This window comes from Lentibacillus daqui, assembly GCF_027186265.1.
Lineage (GTDB): Bacteria > Bacillota > Bacilli > Bacillales > Amphibacillaceae > Lentibacillus_C > Lentibacillus_C daqui.
The window spans coordinates 3207827-3227754 of sequence record NZ_CP114176.1 but is presented as its reverse complement, the minus strand read 5'-3'; the positions used below and the strand labels follow the sequence as shown (position 1 = coordinate 3227754).

At 39.3% G+C, this 19928-nt stretch carries 15 protein-coding genes and 2 pseudogenes; 12 read left to right on the top strand and 5 right to left on the bottom strand.

Annotation, left to right across the window (positions count from 1 at the left end):
- Positions 1–3: 3 nt before the first annotated feature.
- From O2S85_RS16135 to araA, 4 genes are all read right to left on the bottom strand, one after another.
- On the bottom strand, positions 4–174 hold the full coding sequence (locus tag O2S85_RS16135) for a hypothetical protein (RefSeq protein ID WP_269410322.1): 171 nt from the start codon (positions 172–174) through the stop codon (positions 4–6).
- A 318-nt stretch (positions 175–492) separates the two neighbouring features.
- Entirely contained in the window at positions 493–1599 is a 1107-nt protein-coding gene (locus O2S85_RS16130) for a GntR family transcriptional regulator (RefSeq protein WP_269410321.1), read from the bottom strand.
- Positions 1600–1985: 386 nt separating this feature from the next.
- The gene (locus tag O2S85_RS16125; RefSeq protein WP_269410320.1) at positions 1986–2681 is read right to left on the bottom strand and encodes an L-ribulose-5-phosphate 4-epimerase; all 696 of its coding nucleotides are present in this window, start codon (positions 2679–2681) and stop codon (positions 1986–1988) included.
- Positions 2682–2981: 300 nt separating this feature from the next.
- Positions 2982–4406, bottom strand: a complete 1425-nt coding sequence (gene araA / locus O2S85_RS16120) for an L-arabinose isomerase (RefSeq protein ID WP_269410319.1) — start codon at positions 4404–4406, stop codon at positions 2982–2984.
- Positions 4407–4754: 348 nt separating this feature from the next.
- Between araA and O2S85_RS16115 the strand changes: the two genes are divergently transcribed.
- The 4 genes from O2S85_RS16115 (at position 4755) to O2S85_RS16100 (ending at position 9534) form a co-directional block, all read left to right on the top strand.
- Entirely contained in the window at positions 4755–6155 is a 1401-nt protein-coding gene (locus O2S85_RS16115; protein ID WP_269410318.1) for a sugar porter family MFS transporter, read from the top strand.
- A 42-nt stretch (positions 6156–6197) separates the two neighbouring features.
- Positions 6198–7799, top strand: coding sequence for a xylulokinase (locus O2S85_RS16110; RefSeq protein ID WP_269410317.1), 1602 nt, complete (start codon positions 6198–6200; stop codon positions 7797–7799).
- 337 nt (positions 7800–8136) lie between these two features.
- Complete coding sequence (locus tag O2S85_RS16105) at positions 8137–9180, top strand: C45 family autoproteolytic acyltransferase/hydrolase (RefSeq protein ID WP_269410316.1); 1044 nt, start codon at positions 8137–8139, stop codon at positions 9178–9180.
- 171 nt (positions 9181–9351) lie between these two features.
- Complete coding sequence (locus tag O2S85_RS16100; protein WP_269410315.1) at positions 9352–9534, top strand: hypothetical protein; 183 nt, start codon at positions 9352–9354, stop codon at positions 9532–9534.
- A 21-nt stretch (positions 9535–9555) separates the two neighbouring features.
- Here the strand turns inward: O2S85_RS16100 and O2S85_RS16095 are convergent, their stop codons facing one another.
- Positions 9556–9909 (bottom strand): SpoIIAA family protein, encoded by a 354-nt coding sequence (locus tag O2S85_RS16095; RefSeq protein ID WP_269410314.1) that lies wholly within the window; start codon positions 9907–9909, stop codon positions 9556–9558.
- A gap of 468 nt (positions 9910–10377) precedes the next feature.
- Here O2S85_RS16095 and O2S85_RS16085 point away from each other — a divergent pair.
- The 8 genes and pseudogenes from O2S85_RS16085 to O2S85_RS16050 all read left to right on the top strand — a co-directional run bounded on the left by O2S85_RS16085 (position 10378) and on the right by O2S85_RS16050 (position 19858).
- Positions 10378–10900: pseudogene (locus O2S85_RS16085) on the top strand (tripartite tricarboxylate transporter permease).
- Between the two features lie 516 nt (positions 10901–11416).
- On the top strand, positions 11417–12952 hold the full coding sequence (locus O2S85_RS16080) for an exo-beta-N-acetylmuramidase NamZ family protein (RefSeq protein ID WP_269410311.1): 1536 nt from the start codon (positions 11417–11419) through the stop codon (positions 12950–12952).
- A 430-nt stretch (positions 12953–13382) separates the two neighbouring features.
- The gene (locus tag O2S85_RS16075; RefSeq protein WP_269410310.1) at positions 13383–13694 is read left to right on the top strand and encodes a PTS sugar transporter subunit IIB; all 312 of its coding nucleotides are present in this window, start codon (positions 13383–13385) and stop codon (positions 13692–13694) included.
- A gap of 66 nt (positions 13695–13760) precedes the next feature.
- Positions 13761–15050, top strand: a complete 1290-nt coding sequence (gene celB / locus O2S85_RS16070) for a PTS cellobiose transporter subunit IIC (protein WP_269410309.1) — start codon at positions 13761–13763, stop codon at positions 15048–15050.
- A 73-nt stretch (positions 15051–15123) separates the two neighbouring features.
- Positions 15124–15450, top strand: a complete 327-nt coding sequence (locus O2S85_RS16065; protein WP_269410308.1) for a PTS lactose/cellobiose transporter subunit IIA — start codon at positions 15124–15126, stop codon at positions 15448–15450.
- Positions 15447–16763, top strand: a complete 1317-nt coding sequence (locus tag O2S85_RS16060; protein ID WP_269410307.1) for a 6-phospho-beta-glucosidase — start codon at positions 15447–15449, stop codon at positions 16761–16763. The genes O2S85_RS16065 and O2S85_RS16060 overlap by 4 nt, the downstream gene beginning before the upstream one ends.
- A gap of 346 nt (positions 16764–17109) precedes the next feature.
- Positions 17110–17536 (top strand): annotated as a pseudogene (locus O2S85_RS16055) (SDR family NAD(P)-dependent oxidoreductase); the annotation flags it as partial.
- Positions 17537–17923: 387 nt separating this feature from the next.
- A complete protein-coding gene (locus O2S85_RS16050; protein WP_269410306.1) occupies positions 17924–19858 on the top strand; it encodes a BglG family transcription antiterminator in 1935 nt (644 codons plus the stop codon).
- Positions 19859–19928: the final 70 nt, after the last annotated feature.

Genomic DNA, 19928 nt, shown 5'->3' with positions numbered 1-19928 from the left:
GCTTCAATAATAATTGATATACTGTTCAAAATCATTTACTAAATCACTGGGAAATGTCCTGCGTTTTTCTTTTTTAGCTGAAAAAATAGTTGCTCCTGCTGGTTCAGACTGATTAGCGTCATCAGTGTCATCAAGGAAAAAGTCCAATGTCAATTGTTCATGATTATCCTTCAAACTGCTTACCTCCTTCGCTTTGATTGTATTTCATTCACATCGTACAATAGGTTGATAGAATGATTCTAACATATTGACAGTTGATGATGAAGTGATTGGTTGACAGGCAGGTTGATAAAAAATTTTGTTTGGAAACACATACTTGAAACGCTTTCATGCATGTTTTAGGGATGCCAGGATCGTATGGAATTTAAACGTAGCGCTTCACCGGTTGGAGGGCAGGGGCAAGGGGGCTCAGAATTGGTATGTGAAAAAGTAAAATCTATTATGAAATCGCCATCTGAAGTTTCACCCTGCATATTTGCAGATGGCGATTTTTTAACGTTCTTTGGCTTGGCTCAGCATTCTTACCGAGCCTCTTTTAATTAATTCCGGCTCATATATCTTTGATGTAACCGGCTGTTTATTCAGCATATCGATGATCATTTTACCGGCATCAAAACCCATTTTTTCCTGGGGATGACGGATGGTAGTTAAGCCTGAATTTATAAACTTTGAAAATTGATAATCATCAACACCGATAATGGAAAGATCGTCGGGAACTTTCAAGCCTATTTCTTTTACGAAATTGATGACTTGAATTGCTAATTCGTCATTATAACAAGCAATTGCTGTCGGAATAAACTCCGACCCAGTCAGCATGGCGTGAAGTTTTTTAAATAAATTAATTTTATTTTCCTCGGTCTGATACATCATAATATCGCCCATATTTAAAATTTCTGGATGATCTTGATAGGCTTTGATAAAACCATTCATTCGATTGATTCCCTGTTTATCATCAACTTTAAAGATACCAATAATTTGTTTATGTCCCTGGGAAATTAAATAGTCGGTTATCATTTCTCCGGTCTTTACATCATCCATTATTAAATAAGGAATATCTAAATCATCATAGACAGCATTAATCGATAGCATAGGAATACCCATTGATTGAATATTATCGTAAATACTTTTGTTGATATTACCCCGCGCACTTCTGGTTGGTTCGAATATTAGTCCGGACAGGTTATTCGATAATAAATTAGTTAAGCTTTTCCGTTCTTTTTCCGGATTATTTTGCGTATCAGCAATCAAAATGGAGTAGCCGTAACTCGATATATAATTGTCAATTCCCGTGATGATATTTGGGAAAATATAATTCGCAATATGTGTTGAGATCAAGCCAATTGTCTTATTTTTAATTTCAGTATGGGGTTTGTTTTTCCAATCATTTACAAATGTCCCTCCGCCTTGAATGCTATAAACAAAGTTTTCTTTCTCCAGTTCATCCATTGCACGCCTTACTGTGAAGCGACTAACATGATAGATCTCCATGAGTTCCGATTCAGTTGGTAATTTGTCGTTAACTTGGTATACTTCTGATATGATTTTTTCACTAATATCTTGCTTAATTATTTCGTATTTTTTGGCCATGTTAAGCTTCATTCCTTTCATTGTGCCGGTGGGGAGCATAAGAAAAGCTGTCACTAAGGGGTGAAATCTCAATGTCTTAGGACAGCGGATTAACAATATAGTTAAAACAAACAATAAAATTGCTAAAAGAGGATGTTCAAAAAGTCCGGTAAAAATGACATGCCCCTGCAAAAGGGGTATGCCGACGTTGGGCGCAAAGCCCGTTTTTAGTCGGCCTTCCTTTGAAGAAGCTCGTTGGCTTGCTTTTCCGCTCCTCATGTACCTTTTATGTACACTCCGGTGCTCAAAGCTACGCCGCCTAGAACTTCTCGGTCCTTTTTATCCTCCTTTTTGAACACGCACTAAAAGAAAAATATAAATAATTTTAGATCGACAATTGAAATGTTTCCTGTGCTGTCTTATTTTTGACCGTAGTAAGCATTTTTGCCATGCTTTCTTAAAAAGTGTTTGTCCAAGAGATAGGAGTCCATTGTAATATCATTCGAATTTAATTGTATCGTGTGGTAAGTCATTTTGGCTACCTCTTCCAACACGACTGCATGTTGAATGGCATCATAGGCAGATTTTCCCCATGTAAAAGGACCATGATCATTGACTAGAGCAGCTGGCACTTGATCGGGATCCATGTTTCGCTTCTCAAATGTTTCCACAATGACATCTCCGGTTTGTTTTTCATAATCGTTCCTAACCTCAGATGCTTTCATTTTTCTTGTTACTGGAACGGGACCATAAAACGTGTCAGCATGGGTTGTTCCTGCGGGCGGTAAATCGATGCCAGCTTGGGCAAATGTAACAGCCCATGGGGAATGGGTATGGACAATTCCTTTTATATTTGAAAAGTGTTTATACAAAACAAGATGTGTTGGCGTGTCACTGGACGGGTTTAAATCACCTTCAACGACATTACCGTTCAAATCAACCACAACCATATGCTCCGGTGCTAACGCTTCGTACGCGACGCCGCTCGGTTTAATGACAAACAAATTCTTCTCGCGGTCCATTCCGCTGACATTTCCCCACGTGAACGTTACAAGGTTGTATTTTTGCAGTAGCATATTAGCTTCATAAACTTCCTGTTTTAACTGTTCTAACATAAACAATTCATCCCTTTACTACTCGTTTTTTCGGTATGGACTGTACATGTCGATAGTATCGGGTAGAGCGAATATATCATAGTTAATCATGATACTATTATATTGATACGTACAAGTCAATCTAAATCACTCTGTGCGTGCGTTTACTGCCCTCCGGTAGAAGAGGCTTGCTTTTATCAGGCGAATGGGCAAAATTTGATGCCCTGCAACAGTCAGTATCCAACCTTTTGAGGGCAATACGACTTCATCCCCAATCATGCCGGCAAGTCAACCTCTTCCTATAGATTCCGGATTTCTATATTATTGAATCGTGATATATTTCAGGCCAAACATTTTTGCTAAATCTTCAATCTGCTCGGATGTGATTCCAAATGACATGACGGTGTGATGACCTCCGCCGTTTTCGATCCATTGTTGAACGCCATTGTAGAATCCCGGTTTGGGCGTAAACATTTGGCGGGCAACCGGAAGATGTGGAGCCGGTTCTGTTGGTTTATGACCTTCAATTTCATACATAATCATTTTAAATTGATCGCCAAAATCAGAAATGGTTACATTGACTCCTTCTCCCTCTAAACCATCAAATACAAGCCTTGCAGGATCCGCTTTGTCACCGATTCCCAGCGGGTGAACCTCTACGCTTGCTTTGGTGCTGGCCAATGTTGGATCAACCTCTAACATATGCGAACCTAAAATTTCCTCATGTCCTTCAACCAAGTTGTACGTATAGTCTTCCATAAACCCTGTTCCTTTATTGTGGGCCATAATCTTTATTAAACGATCGAGAGCAGCTGTCTTCCAATCCCCTTCACCAGCAAAGCCATACCCTTCTTCATTTAAACGTTGAACAGCCATTCCCGGTAACTGCTTCATGCCCCACAAATCCTCAAAGTTGGTTGTAAATGCGCTATAGCCGCCAGCTTCCAGGAAGTTTCTGAGTGCGATTTCCATTCTGATTTGTTCCTTCACATGTTCTTCAAAAAAATGTGGGTCATTTTCTCCGGCATCCAATTCATACTTGTTTTGGCATTCTTGGTACGTATCGTTGATGTCTTTATCGGTTACTTTATTCATTTCCGCTACTAAATCGCCAATGCCATAGTAGTCCACGGTCCAGCCGAATTGGATTTGGGCTTCTATTTTATCACCTTCTGTAACAGCTACATGAAGCATGTTATCACCAAATCTTGCTACTTTAATATGGAAACTTTCATTGTATGCAGCAGCTACATCCATCCATTGACTGATTTGTGTTTGAACACGCTGGTCTTTCCAGTGCCCGACAACGATCTTGTTATTCTTATGCAAACGTGCATTGATAAATCCGTATTCGCGATCCCCATGGGCACTTTGGTGTAAATTCATATAGTCCATATCAATGGTCTGCCATGGAATGGTGTTGGAAAATTGGGTGGCAAAATGGAGTAATGGTTTTTGTAATATTTTTGTCCCTCTGATCCAATTTTTAGCAGGAGAGAAGGTGTGCATCCACGTAATGACACCGGCAACATGATCATTGAAATTGACTTCCTTCATAACTTTTGTGATGCTGTCTGCTGTTGTTGCCACGGTTTTAAAAACAATCGGATAGGCCAGATTTCCATTTTTATTTAATTCATCGATGATTTGCATCGTATCTTCTTTTACAGTGTTTAATGCTTCTTCGCCATAGAGATATTGACTTCCTACAACAAACCAAAATTCATAGTCGTTCGTTTGCAACATGATGATAACCTCCCAGAATTTGTGTTTTTCTTGGGGTAAACAGGGCACTCTATTAGAATTTTTTTAAACTACTCTTATGCCTCGCCCTTTTGTTAACCGCTTACACAGAATGGTATATTATTTATCCGTATAAGTCAAACAACATTAATATGGACGGTGATTGCTATTTTTAGTGCAACTATAATGTACTTATTAGTAAACTAAACTTAGTTGCTTATTTAAATTATACATACAAATATTTTTTATGTTGATTTATAAGTACAATGGTGATAATATCCATTTTGAAAGCCTTTACTATCTTAGTATAAATACTTTGAGAAATAATCTTAAAACTTTGGAGGGATAATAATGGTTGGGGAAAAGAAAATCTCGAATGGGTTCATTTATTTTTTCGGGGCTTTTGGTGGAATTCTTTTTGGATATGATATTGGTGTGATGACAGGGGCTTTGCCTTTTCTAAAGGAAAATTGGGATTTGCAGAGTGGAAGTATTATTGGCTGGATCACCTCATCAGTTATGCTTGGGGCCATTTTTGGAGGCGCTTTAGCAGGTCATTTTTCGGACCGTTTAGGACGGCGCAAGATGATCTTAATAGCTGCTGTCATTTTTGTTATTGGTTCAGTTTTGTCGGGAATAGCCCCTCATAATGGAAGAGTTTTTTTGATTGTTTCCCGAATTATATTGGGATTAGCCGTTGGTGCTGCCTCCGCATTGGTACCTGCCTATATGTCAGAAATGGCACCCGCACGTTTACGCGGAAGGTTGTCCGGTATCAATCAAACAATGATCGTTTCCGGAATGTTACTTTCATACATTGTTGATTATTTATTTCAAGGTTTACCGGAAACACTGGGATGGCGCTTAATGCTTGGCATGGCGGCTGTACCTGCTTTAATTTTATTCTTTGGAGTGCTAAGATTACTTGAATCCCCACGTTTTCTCGTCAAAAATGATAAACTGGATGAAGCGCGTAAAGTTTTAAGTTACATTCGTTCCGAGCAAGAAATTAATTCTGAAATAAAAGAAATTCAAGAAACTGCAAAGAAGGAGAAGCAAGCAAATCAAAAAACATCATTGCGTACATTACTTAATAGTAAATATCGTTATTTAGTCATTGCCGGAGTAGGAGTTGCTGCTTTTCAACAATTTCAAGGTGCTAATGCAATCTTTTATTATATTCCTTTGATTGTTGAGGATGCAACGGGGTCTGCAGCCAGTTCGGAATTGATGTGGCCAATTATTCAAGGAATTATTCTCGTTTTAGGTTCATTGTTATTTCTGCTTATTGCTGATAAATTTAAACGTCGTACGTTATTAACAATGGGTGGAACGATTATGGGACTGTCCTTTATCTTTCCAGCAATTTTGAATGTCGTTATACCAAATGCTAATCCAATGATGATCGTTGTATTTTTAAGTATCTATGTAGCATTTTATTCTTTCACATGGGCTCCGTTAACCTGGGTCATTGTAGGAGAAATCTTTCCATTGTTGATTCGCGGGCTTGCGTCAGGAGTAGCCTCATCCTTTAACTGGTTAGGTTCTTTCCTGGTTGGATTGCTATTTCCAATCATGACTGCCTCCATGCCTCAAGAAGCTGTTTTCGCAATCTTTGGTGTTATTTGTTTGCTTGGTGTATTATTTATTCGTACGAGGGTTCCGGAACCACTTGGACGTACTTTAGAGGAAATTGAAAAAATTGGCGAATTAAAAGGGGCTAAAAAAATGAGTAAGGAAATGAATGCCTGAGGGAAAGTATTGGTAGATTATAAGAGTTTGGAGGTAAATGACATGAACATAAGGGAAATATCCAAGGCAATTCAACAGGGTCATGTCTCGTTGGGGATCGAATTGGGGTCCACACGTATCAAAGCAGTATTGGTAACGGATGATTTTCATACCATTGCTACTGGAAGCTATGGCTGGGAGAATAAATTTGAAGATGGCATTTGGACTTACGCATTAGATGACGTATGGAATGGGATTCAACAAAGCTATAGACAAGTTGCAGCGGATGTGCAAAGCAAGTATCACACCACGTTAACGCAAATCAGTGCAATAGGTGTAAGCGCTATGATGCACGGATATTTGGTTTTCTCAAGTGATGGCACGTTATTGACCCCTTTTAGAACGTGGCGGAATAACATGACAGAACAAGCCGCCAATGAATTAACAGAACTATTTCAGTTTAATATTCCCGAGCGGTGGAGTATTGCACACTTGTATCAGGCTATTTTAAATAATGAATCACATGTAAATGACATTCATTTTATGACGACTTTAGCTGGCTATGTACACTGGAAATTATCCGGAGAAATGTTTTTGGGAATTGGCGATGCTTCCGGGGTTTTCCCAATTGATGAAGCCACTGGCACATATTCTGCAGCCTTTTTGGATACCTTTGATCATCTTAAAAACGTTACGCCATATCAGTGGAGTATTCGGGATATCTTGCCTGCCGTGTTACAAGCCGGTGATCATGCCGGAACATTGACCGCGGCAGGCGCTAAATTGCTAGATGTGAATGGCAATCTCCAGGAAGGTAGTGTCATGGCTCCTCCCGAGGGTGACGCTGGTACTGGTATGGTTAGTACCAACAGCGTTCGTCAACAAACTGGAAATATATCAGTAGGAACTTCCGCATTTTCCATGGTTGTGCTTGACAAACCGTTGAAAAAAGTTTATCGAGATATTGATATCGTTTCGACGCCAAATAATGAACCAGTAGCAATGGTCCATATTAACAATTGTTCGTCTGATATTAATGCATGGGCAGCAATATTTAAAGAATTTGCAGAGCGCCTCGGTATTGATTTGGATTCCGATCGATTATTTGAAACGCTATTCTTAACGACTACGAAAGCTGATCCCAATGCGGGTGGATTAATCAATTACAGCTACTTGTCAGGTGAAAATATAACCAAGATGCCTGAAGGACGTCCGCTTTTTGTTAGAGCGCCTGGTAGCTCATTTACACTGGCAAACTTTGTTCAAACCCAATTATATGCTGCCTTTGCTCCGCTTAAAATTGGCATGGATATTTTGAAAAATGAAGAAGGAAACAAAATAGACGTTTTAATCGCGCAAGGTGGCTTATTTAAAACACCAGTCATTGCCCAGCAGATTCTGGCCAATGCATTAAACATGCCCATCACTGTTATGAACACAGCGAGTGAAGGTGGTGCCTGGGGCATGGCGGTACTAGCTGCTTATGCCATATATGGAAATGATCGTATAAGCTTAGAAGACTTTTTGGATGAAAAGGTTTTTGCTAATCCTGAAAGTTCGACCTTAAGTCCAGAGCCTGAAGGAGTAGCTGGATATGAAGATTTTATTAAAAAATATAAAGAAGGGTTATCGATTGAATCCATGGCAATTCAGTCGATTCCATGATGCGAGCGAAGTCAATGATTATGAAGAGAAAATTAATAAAAAGATGGCGGAATATGGGTCATCTTTCTTGTTTTTTTGGTCTTGGCTCCAGCTAGATTTGTATCATTTAAAACCCTAAAGCATGTAACTGCTTAGAGAAACAGATAGGAAGATAATTGCTCAAGCAAAATAGCTGTCTTTAGATAGATGTGCGTGCAAGCCGATCGTGCCCATCATTATTATTGTTATTTGAATAATCAAGATTCAAAACAACTTTTCCAGACTGAGCAAAACGGTTTTCCTCAATATACAAGTGCCTTACACTAATAGTAATGACGATGAAAGAGGTACAAGAACAATGACGGATGTATACAGCGACGTGATTCAATTTCGAGGAACGCATGCAGACTTCGGCTATTTTCAAGGGAAAAAACTTTTATCTTCCCCGATATTACCCAATCGGAAAAAGCAGTGGGGCCCGCTTAAAGAGAGGCATTTCATTATTGATCCGGAAGCCTTTACTCAAGCAATCAGATCCATTGCACCGGGGATATTAGATGAAATTCGCGGTTTAGCCGATGCACTGGAACTAGAAATGAACGATGCTATTCGGCTATTTAGTGGATATTATCTGGAATATGAGCGGAGTGGCTGTTCCGTATATGCCGATCGGGACTACATGGTCCGCAACTATGATAGCCACCCCCGTTCTTATGAAGGACGCTATCTTTTTTATCAGCCAACGGACGGAGGCTATGCTACTACTGGCCCATCGATGCAGATTACCGGACGAATCGACGGCATGAATGAAAAAGGACTAGTAATGGCGTATAATTTCACTCACCGAAAACAGTCTGCCGATGGATTTTTATGTAATATGATTGGGCGGTTGATCCTGGAGACATGCGGGAACGTTGACGAAGCGGTGAAACTCCTCCGGGACATTCCGCACCGGCATTCGTTCAGCTATATCTTGCTGGATCCGTCCGGTGAGTCGTATGTTGTTGAAGCATCCCCAAGGAAGATAGCAGTACGCCGATCCAATGTATGCACGAATCATTTTCACCTTCTTGATGAAGAGAACCGTTATCGCCAGGATGAGTCACGTCATCGGGAAAAAACCATCCAGAGCGAACAGCAGCATACAGCCAATCCTTATCAGGCATTCCAGGTCATGAATCGACCCGAATATGACATTTTTTCCTATAAATATGACGCCGCAGCCGGAACACTGCATACTACCGCTTACTTTCCAAAGGAGATGAAAGCATGGTATGCCATCGGTCCCGACCGTCCACCGGTGATTTTTAACTTTCAAGAATGGTTGGACGGGAAAAATACGTCCATTTCCCGCATTCGGGGCAAGATCGATTACCCTAGAGGTTTTATTAATATGGAGTGAATCAGGCTCATTTTATTGTTGAGAGGCAGATTTGCTGACATCGGCTGAAATAAAGGTATACAACTTAAAGGGGTATCACTTTAATCAGAATCGGTTTGTGGATCAAAAAAATAAAATTTATAGATGAAATCGCCATCTGAGGATTTACAGGTGGCGATTTTTTAACGTTTATTGAAACAAAAACAGACTAGATTAGTTGGGGCTCACAGTAAATTGTCCAATCAAAGAAACATTCAGTTGAATTTCGCTTACACGCTCGAAATTGCGTCCAGTTCGATCGAATTTCAAGAGCACACGATCGATGAATATGATAGTTACATTTTAATGGCCTCGAAAGATAAGCAGATTTTTTAGTCGTTTGTTCCATTCAAGAGTCTATTCGGCCAACCATTTTCTTGCTGTTTCCAGTTCGTCAAGCGAATACTGGGCGACTTCTACTCCAGGAATGAGATTTGCAATGGTTGCATCTGTTTTGGTAAACGTGTCATCCGCTACGATGGCGCCTTTTTTGATGCTTTTCATATATGGAAAAGTCTTCACATCTTCCATTAATCCTTTGGGGGTGATACCTTCTATATTTTTGAAAATAAACAAGATGTTGACCGGTTCCTCCTGCAGTGTTTTCGTATGCAGCGCTTCTTTAAATTTCTGTAAATCCTCCTGGGTGGCGGTACCCTGCGTGGTGATCTCCAATATCGCGCCCTGTTCCTGTCCTTTCACATCCAACATATTTCTCATCCTTTCGTTTTCCTGTCTTGGTGATAGGTTTCCTCTTCAGGCAATGTTTAAAACATTAGTGCTGCGATTCTACTTGAAAGCGAGGCAAAAACAAATTATAAGATGTACAAGCCGGTAGATTTCATTGAAGGCGAATAATCCAGAGAAAAATAAGAGCTAAAAATATTAAATATATAGGCCAAAAAGTAACCACAGACTTTTTTGTATTGTCATTAAAGGGCTGTTTGTGGAGCAAAATTACCTTAGTGTAAGAATTTAAATATTTAATTAAAAAGGGAAAAGAAACGGGTTTAACTTTTGCTGGTGTTAGCCCAGCCGGTCTTGATGATTTGACTGTTAATTCATTTGCTCAAGAGGCAGGCATTAAAACTAAATTCATTCCTTATCCATCAGGGGATTCCGTTGAGGCTGCTGCATTAGGAGGGGAAGTAGATATTTATGTAGATAAAGTTGTAAACGTTGTTCCTGGGGATACCCGGAAGTCCAACAACAGCAATTATCTTAGCAGCTTTGGTATTACAAGGGCTGCAACCTGGTCCTCAATTATTATTGGATCAGCCAACACTTCTATATGCAGTATGCTTTAATGTTAACGGCCAGTGCTTTAACACTTGTTACTGGCCGGTTTGGTGTAAAAGCTTTTAGTTCGCTTTTAAGACTGTCATATGGAATTTTGGCAACCTTTATAATCATGCTTTCGTTGCTGGGCGCATTTGCTGTTGATAATAACACCATGAATATATGGATTATGTTGTTGTTTGGTGTTGTCGGTTACTTTATGAAAAAATATAATTTCTCAGTTGCAGCATTAATACTTGGGTTAGTTTTAGGACCAATGATGGAAGAATCACTTAGAAGACAATTGTTAATAACTAATGGAGATTATCTAACCTTTATCACATCTCCAATTTCGGCGATTACTTTATTAATTGCATTGGTAGCTTTATTATTACCTTTGTTTTCAAAGAAAAAGGGATCTTAGTATTCATCATACCGAGAAGGCGACAATCAATGTTTGGTTGTCGCCTCTACTCTTCGTATAGATAAATAGAGGACGTATTTGAACCAAATTCTTCCGGTGCACCTGAACTCCCTTGTTCTTATTCTGCTAAAGACCTTTTACCTAATTTTTTGTTTATTTCTAATATAATTGTTACTTAAGGTACTATTTAATTTATCAAAAGTTCAATATAATGTATATGGTTGTAATGTTTGGCAGGATCAATAAGGTTCGGGGGTGAGAGCAATTTTATATCAAAATGGGAGGTGCGAATGATGGCCTGGATTTGGTTCTAATATTGCAGGGAATTAGTATCGTTTAGTCTGCCCATCACTCTTAGGACCTTTACGTCAAAACAGGATGATGGAGAAAAAATTTAATAGTTTACAAAAGAGTAACAACTTCCGGGATATTGCAACGTACGCCAACAGTATTCTGGAAGTTTTTTGAGCTGTTTTACATGATTTGTTCCTATTATATGGAAGGGGGAAAAGTGTCATGAAGTATAAGCGAATGCGGAAGGTAACATTATTGTTGATCGTATTAATGGGCGTGTTTATCGGGATCATTATCGTGTCAGCAGAAGAACCGCAAGATGATGGAGATGAAGCAAATGCTGAAAACGTGAAGCCAGGAATTGAAGTTCTTTTAGATGATCATTTAGATTGGATCGAAGGTAAGCGTGTTGGACTCATTACAAATCCGACTGGGGTTACAAGTGATTTAGAAAGCAGTATCGACGTATTGTATGACCACCCTGATGTAAATTTAACTGCTTTATATGGACCGGAGCATGGTATACGGGGAGAACGTGAAGCAGGGGAACATGTAGATTCCTATATCGACGAAAAAACAGGGCTCCCGGTTTATAGTCTTTATGGGGAAACTTGGAAGCCGACCGAAGAGATGCTTGAAGACGTTGATGTCCTGCTTTATGACATTCAGGATATCGATTCGAATGTCTACACGTATATTTATACACTTGGGTTTGCGATGGAAGCAGCAGCTGGGCAGGATAAGGAATTAATTGTTTTGGATAGGCCGAATCCTAATGGAGGTACCAAAGTTGAGGGACCAGTTCGTTTCGAAGACGCTGTCAGTTTTATGGGAAGGTTTCTTTTGCCTATCAGACACGGGATGACAGTGGGTGAACTGGCAACGATGTGGAATACGGAATACGGTTTAGATACTGATGTGAAAGTGGCTGAAATGGAAGATTGGGAACGAACGATGTCTTTTGAAGATACAGGCCTTCCTTGGGTCATGACGTCACCGAATATACCAACAGAAGATTCTGCTCATTTGTATTCTGGGACAGAGCTATTGGACGATACGAACCTATCAGAAGGACTGGGTACAACAAGGCCGTTTGAGTTAGTTGGCGCGCCTTGGATTGATGCAGAAGATTTAGCGGAGGATATGAACAATCTCGAACTTCCAGGGGTGAAATTCAGACCTGCCAATTTTACGCCAACATCTGGAGAGTATGAGGGAGAATTGGTTGGAGGCGTTCAAATCCATATTGATGACCCTTTAAAAATAGACCAAGTTGAATTGGGTCTTCATTTAATAGATGTGATGAGAAATCAGGACCCGGAAAAATTCGAAATGAGTGATAATTATGCTGAGCTTATTGGTGATCCTGAAGCAGCGGATATGTTAAGTAATGGCGAACCGGTTGACGATATTATGGCATCCTGGGGAGATGAATTAAATACTTGGGTTAAAGATGTACGGAATCCGTATTTATTATATCCACCGTACCCGGAAGATCCGATTAGTTCGGAGGATATCCTGGCCACAGTAACGGAGCTAGAGGAAAGTGGCGACATTATGGATGATGGGGCAGCTCATGATCTGAAGTTACACGTAAAAGCTGTTGGCCAGTATGAGAAAAAGGAAGCAGTTGATAAAGTTATCAAACATATGAAAGGTTTTAAAAAGTTAATTGACGCCCAAAAAGAGAATAATCTTATATCAGATAAAGCACAGGTTAAACTTCAGCAAAAAGCAGATGCAATACTCGCGCAATGAAAGTAAGTAGAGGAGTGCTGTGAAACATTGAAAAGACAATTGCCAGTCTACCTATTAATTAATCCGACGTTTACCGGTAACTGCTACAGCGACAGCTACGATTACTCGATGAAAAAGGAATTGCCTATCTCAAACGATGAGACGGGCAATTCCTTTTTTCATCATCTCCATGCGTTTTTCATTCGGTCATTATAGATACCAGCTTTTTTGATTCACCAGTTTTACGGTTTACTTTTCCATGTTTGCATAGTAATTCCTTATATTTTTCTTCAATGTTCGTTTTCATTTTTACTTTTGATTTGCTGTATGCGTTCAGGGCACACTAAAAGTTGATTCGCAAATCTATATTTACTTTTACATCCGGTAATATTGAAACGTTATCGATAATATAACTCTGGTATGAACTAAAATTATAAAAAGGAGGATTTTTATGCGTATTGTACTTCTATGCGCTCAAGGAATGAGCACCAGTTTATTAGTTCAAAAGATGAGAGAAGCGTCTGAAAGGCTAGAATCAGCTGTGGAGATAGAGGCACATGCTGTTGATGCATTTGACCAGCAATTGAAAACAGCAGATGTCATTTTGCTGGGACCCCAAATTCGTTATAAGAAAGGTGAATTTATATCTAAAGCCGATGCAGCGAATGTGTCACTTGATGTCATTGATATGGCGGCATATGGTTCTATAAATGGTGAAAAAGTTTTAAAACAAGCTTTGGATTTGAGGAAGAAAAGGTCTTGAATCCTTTTCCCCTGTATAAAGCTTTAAAGACGTTAGGCAGGAAAACTGTGAAAGGAGTGATTTTTCATGAATGGGTTTAATCAATTGATGGAACGCTATTTTATGCCTGTAGCAGGAAAGATATCTGAACAGCGTCACTTGAAGGCGGTTCGTGATGGAATTATTTCAGCGATGCCTTTGCTTATTATTGGAAGTGTCTTTTTGATTATATCATCACCTCCCATTGAATCTTGGGCAGAATTTATGGAGCCTTACGCGGAAACACTGAACATTCCGGTAAATGCAACATTTGGCATGCTGGGATTGGTTGCTGTTTTTGGCATATCCTATAGCCTTGCTAAAAGTTATGACATGGATGGATTATCTGCGGGTGTTCTTGGATTGGCGGCCTTTATGGTGGCTACCCCTCTTACGGATGAAGGCAATCTTCCATTGGATTTAATGGGAGCAGAAGGATTGTTTATTGCTATTGTTTTAGCTATTTTTACCGTTGAAGTATATCGATTTTTTGAGTCCAAACATATTGTGATTAAAATGCCCAGTACGGTTCCGCCTTCTGTTTGGAGAGCCTTTACAGCACTTTTACCTGGCTTTTTCATTATTCTTATTGTCTGGGGCGTCGATGTTATACTTGATGCTTCTTTCGGTTTGTCCCTACACGATGTAATTGGCACTGTATTGAAGGCACCGCTGGAGTTAATCGGAGGAAGTCTTTGGGGTGCGCTGATTGCTGTATTTCTTATTTCTCTGTTGTGGGCTTTAGGACTTCATGGCGAGTCTATTGTTGCAAGTGTATTAGCTCCCATATGGTATAGCCTTACCGAAGCTAACGTTGCCGCTAAACAGGCTGGAGAGGAACTTCCTCATGTCGTTGGTCAACCCCTTATGGCTATATGGTTTGCAGTAGGCGGAACGGGGATGGCGTTTGCGCTGGCCATATTATTTGTGTGGCGGGCAAGATCAAAACACCTTAAAAACCTGGGTAAAATGTCTGTGTGGTCCAGTTTTTTTAATATTAGTGAACCAATCATGTTTGGAGCGCCCGTTGTATTAAACCCGCTATTGTTCATTCCTTTTCTCCTTGTGCCATTGGTCGTTACCATCATAACCTACACGTCCATGTCAATTGGCCTTGTCGGGAAGCCTTTTGTTATTGTTCCGTGGACAACACCTCCTCCATTTTCCGGGATATTGACAACAGGAGATTGGCGTGGCGGTGTGCTTATGTTATTTAATCTGGTTGTATCCTTGCTCATTTATTATCCATTTTTCCGTTTATATGATAAAAAGCTACAAAAAGATGAAAAGGCTGAGGAATCAGATGAAGAGAAAAAGGCAATTTCAGAGGATGTCTAATCACATTTAAAAAATGGACAGTGAGATGGGCAAAAGGTTTTTCCAAATGATTAACTTAGAAAGGGATGAATAGATGAGTGAAGAAGTAGTATTTCAAATCATTTTACATGCTGGAAATGCTAGAAGCCTAGCTATGGAGGCTATTTCATTAGCTAAAAACAACGATATAGATGGTGCTAAACAGAGGCTGGAAGATGCGAAAAAAGAGATTTTAGATGCACATGAAACACAAACTGAATTCATTCAAAAAGAGTCCAGGGGGGAAAAGACGGATGTAACGTTACTCCTCGTTCATGCGCAGGATCACTTTATGAATGCGGTAGCTGTTAAAGATCTGGCAATTGAATTTGTCGATCTATATGAAAAGCTGGATCTAACAGGTGAGGTGAAACCATCATGAAAGGGTTAAAAGTGGTAACGATTGGCGGAGGTTCCAGTTATACTCCAGAATTAGTCGAAGGTTTTATTAACCGATATGATGAACTTCCCATTCGTGAGTTGTGGCTGGTTGATATTCCTGAGGGACGGGAAAAATTAAATATTGTAGGTAATCTGGCAAAACGCATGGTTGAAAAAGCAGGTGTACCAATCGACATCCATTTGACAATGAGTCGTAGAGAAGCGCTTAAAAACGCTGATTTTGTTACAACACAAATACGGGTTGGTCTATTGGACGCGAGAGCCAAGGATGAACGTATTCCGTTAAAATATGGTGTGATTGGACAGGAAACAAATGGACCGGGTGGACTGTTTAAGGGACTCCGAACCATACCTGTGATTTTGGATATTTGTAAAGAAATGGAAGAATTGTGTCCTGATGCTTGGCTTATTAACTTCTCCAACCCCACAGGTATGGTTACGGAGGCGGTTTTGCGTCACAGTAGTATCAAAAAGGTGGTCGGACTTTGCAACCTTCCGATAACAATGCGAATCTTGGTTGCCAAGATGTTGGAAGTCGATGCTGATCGCATTCACATCAATTTCGCCGGATTGAATCACATGGTATATGGCCTTCATATTTATTTAGACGGTGAAGAAGTTACGGGTAACGTTCTTTCTGCAATGGGAGGCGATGAATCTTCCGGAATCAGGATGAATAATATCTCGGATTTTGGATGGCAACAAGACTTTATTAAGGAACTTGGCGTCATGCCGTGTCCATACCACCGTTATTATTATAAGACGAAAGAAATACTTGAGGAAGAACAACAGGCAGCATTAAAAGAAGGCACTCGTGCAGAAATGGTTAAACAATTAGAAAAGGATTTGTTTAAGCTATACAAAGACCCGGATTTGGATCGTAAACCGCCACAATTGGAAAAAAGAGGTGGCGCATACTATAGTGATGCAGCATGTAGTCTAATCCATTCTATCCATAACGATAAACACGATATTCAGACAGTAAATACCAAAAATAATGGGGCAATTGAAAGTCTACCGAATGAATCCGCTGTAGAGATCAATTGTGTTATTACGAAAGATGGGCCTATTCCGCTTACAGTCGGCGACTTACCGGTTGCAGTAAGAGGGCTTGTGCAATCTATTAAATCCTTTGAACGGATTACATCAGAGGCTGCGATTTCAGGATCATACAGTAAAGCTCTGTTGGCGATGACAATCAATCCACTTGTCCCATCGGATGAAGTAGCAAAGCAAATCCTGGATGAAATGCTTGAGGCTCATAAGGAATATTTGCCACAGTTTGAAACGTGAAAGGGAATAGTTTTATTATGTTTATAGAAGAGACTTAATACAACTAAGTAGTTTTAGAGGGCAGTAAAGGTGATTTTAGTGTATAACGGTTGGATTGGCAGGGTGTTGTCATTGATTTAAGTTGTCCATGTTGGAAGTAGGTTATTTTCAATTGGTTTTTAAATGGAACAAAAATGACAGGAAGGCCCCTAACTCATTTACTTTTATTCTACTTTTTGGTCAAAGCTATTTAAAAAGGCTTAAAATGGAGTATATAATTAGAAGATCATGCTATATAAAAGGCTGTCCATGCTAGTACATGCCCTAAATCTTGTCAAGGCCATATAGGGTGGTTATTTTTTTATAGAGCATTAATGTAACGGGTGTCTTCTTGGGATTGAAACATGTGCTTCCGGAAATGGAGAAAAATAAAGCTGGATCGGTTATAAATGCATCGTCCATGGCTGGTTTAACAGGAGCATCTGGTCATTTGCTTTATGGTGCAAGTTAAAGGTGCGGTGCGCGTGATGACCAAGGATGCAGCCGCAGAATACGCCTCTAACGGAATAAGGGTGAACTCCATTCATCCAGGGTATATTACGACTGGTATGGCGGATTATGCCTCAGATGTAATGAATAAGTCGGAAGAAGAATTGGATGCCAGCTATCCATTAGGCCGAATGGGAAAGCCAACAGAAGTAGCCAAGACTGTTTTATTTCTAGCCTCCGATGATTCATCATTTTCAACAGGCACAGAATTTGTCATTGATGGCGGTGCGTCAAACCTGCAATGAGAAATTTATGGCAATGAACCGTTACGTGTTCATTGCCATTTTGATTTTAAGTATAATAATCAGATCGTTTCAGCAAAAACTTTGGGATCGCAAAGGCGATGTTCCAATTATGCCGGTTTTGATCTTAATAAATGAGATCGGAAATGTCCCTTCCAATAGTGAGGATAACATCATGTCAAGGGTAATTTATGCAGTAAAAATAAATTTCAGTTTTCATCTTTAGGCCGGGGAAGTTGAAAAAAACAGAGAGGAAATTGCCTCTCTGTTTTTTACCTCCACCGATTTCACAAGAAAAACGTGACGCAAACCTCATTGTTAACGAAAGTTGTGTTTCCATTTCAACTATTTTATACTGAATCCAGGACTATTTGCATAGAAAGGGACTTAATGCGTATGAATACCCGGATGCAACAAATTATTCAACAGCTATTGACATCAACAGATCTGCAAACAAGCTCAGAGCTGGCTGTTGCTTTACAGGTTAGTTCAAAAACGATACGTAATGATATCAAAGAATTAAATGAACAATTAAATGAAAATATTGCTCGTGTCGAATCCTATCGAGGAAAAGGCTATCGAATCAATGTCATTGATAAAGAAGGATTCAAACGCTTTTTACAAAAAATAACAGATGTAAACAATCAGATTGTCCCGACTGAGCCTGATGATCGCGTACAATTTTTGGTAAAGAAACTTTTATTGCAATCATCTTATATAAAAATGGACGTACTTGCTGATGAACTATTTATTAGTCGATCCACTTTACAAAGCGATTTGAAAAGTGTACTTAAAATTCTGGAACGTTATAGTCTGTCTCTTGATCATAAACCAAATTATGGGGTTAAAGTGCTCGGAGATGAAATGCAAATACGATTTTGCATCTCCGAATATGTATTCAATCAAATGCAAAATATAAATATAACGGACCAAGCTTCAGATTGGCTGGAGATACTACCCAAAGATGAAATAGAATGGATTCGAAATAGTATTCTTTCCAAACTGAAAAAATATAAGACAACCATCACTGATATTAGTCTGCATAATTTAATTACGCATATCGTTATTTCCTGTAAGCGGATACATGAAAGGTACGTAGTTAAAATGTATCAAGAGGAGCTCAACAAGATCACGGGTAAAAAAGAATATACGATTGCAAGGGAAATTGTCCAGGAAATAGAACAAAAACTAAAGATATCTTTTCCAGTTAATGAAGTTGCCTACTTAGCTATTCACTTACAAGGAACAAAAATGACACATCCTGAACAGGAAATGGAAGAAGCACAATCCGTTCTAAATGAGGAAGTTCAACAATTAACGAGTAATATCCTTTCGCAAATAGATGAAACATATGCATTAAACCTTTCCAAAGATCAGAAATTGTTGTTAACCCTTAGTTTACATTTACAGCCCGCTATTAATCGGTATCGGTATAACATGAATCTCAGAAATCCAATGCTTCAGGAAATTAAAACAAAATACCCGTTTTCTTTCGAGGTTGCTCTTACAGGTGCGGAGGTCATCAATGAAAAAATGAATATTTCCATTAACGAAAATGAAATTGGATATATGGCATTGCATATCCAGTTAACATTAGAACGACAAAAAAAGAATGCGACAAACAAAAAACGCTGTTTAATTGTTTGTGCTTCTGGACTGGGAACCGCGCAATTACTTTTATATAAGTTAAAGGATCAATTTAGCGACCATTTATATATTATGGGAACGACAGAGTATTATAATTTGCGTAAACAACCACTGGGTAATTTGGATTTTATCATTAGCACTGTCCCAATTCCGGAAAAGTTATCCGTTCCGGTCATTCAGGTAAGTGCTTTGTTTGGTAATCAAGATGTGGCTAACATTAATAGACTGATCTATAACGATGTTGAAGTAATGGAGAAATACATGCGAGAACAATTTACGTATTTAAGAATGGATTTTTCTACAAAGGAAGAAGTGATTCAATTTATCGGCAATAAACTATTTGAGGCTGGAATGGTAAATGCGGATTTTATTGACTCGGTGTTGGAACGAGAGCAGTTTTCACCTACCAGTTTTGGAAATTTGGTTGCGATTCCACACCCATTGGAATCGCAAACAGATGAAACTTTCTGGTCTATTGTTACGTTAAAGCATCCTATCCAATGGGGGGAAAAGCCTGTTCAATTGATCAATTTGCTGAATATCAATAGGTATCAGAAAGATAGTTTGAAACCAATGTACGATGTCTTGAAAAAATTATTGGATAGTCGGGCTTTGCTACAAAGACTACTTCAGTGTGAAACATATGCCGAATTTAAATCCTTATTAACTAAAGCGTAGGAAGATGCGAAGTAAATCTGCATCTTTTTTTGTCTTTTATTGTTTTTCCATTGGCAACGGAAAAACAATC

What these genes read in the sequence shown, in the direction of transcription:
- O2S85_RS16130 (WP_269410321.1), bottom strand. Translation starts at nt 1,599, where the DNA reads ATGAAGCTTAACATGGCCAAAAAATACGAAATAATTAAGCAAGATATT.
- O2S85_RS16125 (WP_269410320.1), bottom strand. Translation starts at nt 2,681, where the DNA reads ATGTTAGAACAGTTAAAACAGGAAGTTTATGAAGCTAATATGCTACTG.
- araA (WP_269410319.1), bottom strand. Translation starts at nt 4,406, where the DNA reads ATGTTGCAAACGAACGACTATGAATTTTGGTTTGTTGTAGGAAGTCAA.
- O2S85_RS16115 (WP_269410318.1), top strand. Translation starts at nt 4,755, where the DNA reads ATGGTTGGGGAAAAGAAAATCTCGAATGGGTTCATTTATTTTTTCGGG.
- O2S85_RS16110 (WP_269410317.1), top strand. Translation starts at nt 6,198, where the DNA reads ATGAACATAAGGGAAATATCCAAGGCAATTCAACAGGGTCATGTCTCG.
- O2S85_RS16105 (WP_269410316.1), top strand. Translation starts at nt 8,137, where the DNA reads ATGACGGATGTATACAGCGACGTGATTCAATTTCGAGGAACGCATGCA.
- O2S85_RS16095 (WP_269410314.1), bottom strand. Translation starts at nt 9,909, where the DNA reads ATGTTGGATGTGAAAGGACAGGAACAGGGCGCGATATTGGAGATCACC.
- O2S85_RS16080 (WP_269410311.1), top strand. Translation starts at nt 11,417, where the DNA reads ATGAAGTATAAGCGAATGCGGAAGGTAACATTATTGTTGATCGTATTA.
- O2S85_RS16075 (WP_269410310.1), top strand. Translation starts at nt 13,383, where the DNA reads ATGCGTATTGTACTTCTATGCGCTCAAGGAATGAGCACCAGTTTATTA.
- celB (WP_269410309.1), top strand. Translation starts at nt 13,761, where the DNA reads ATGAATGGGTTTAATCAATTGATGGAACGCTATTTTATGCCTGTAGCA.
- O2S85_RS16065 (WP_269410308.1), top strand. Translation starts at nt 15,124, where the DNA reads ATGAGTGAAGAAGTAGTATTTCAAATCATTTTACATGCTGGAAATGCT.
- O2S85_RS16060 (WP_269410307.1), top strand. Translation starts at nt 15,447, where the DNA reads ATGAAAGGGTTAAAAGTGGTAACGATTGGCGGAGGTTCCAGTTATACT.
- O2S85_RS16050 (WP_269410306.1), top strand. Translation starts at nt 17,924, where the DNA reads ATGCGTATGAATACCCGGATGCAACAAATTATTCAACAGCTATTGACA.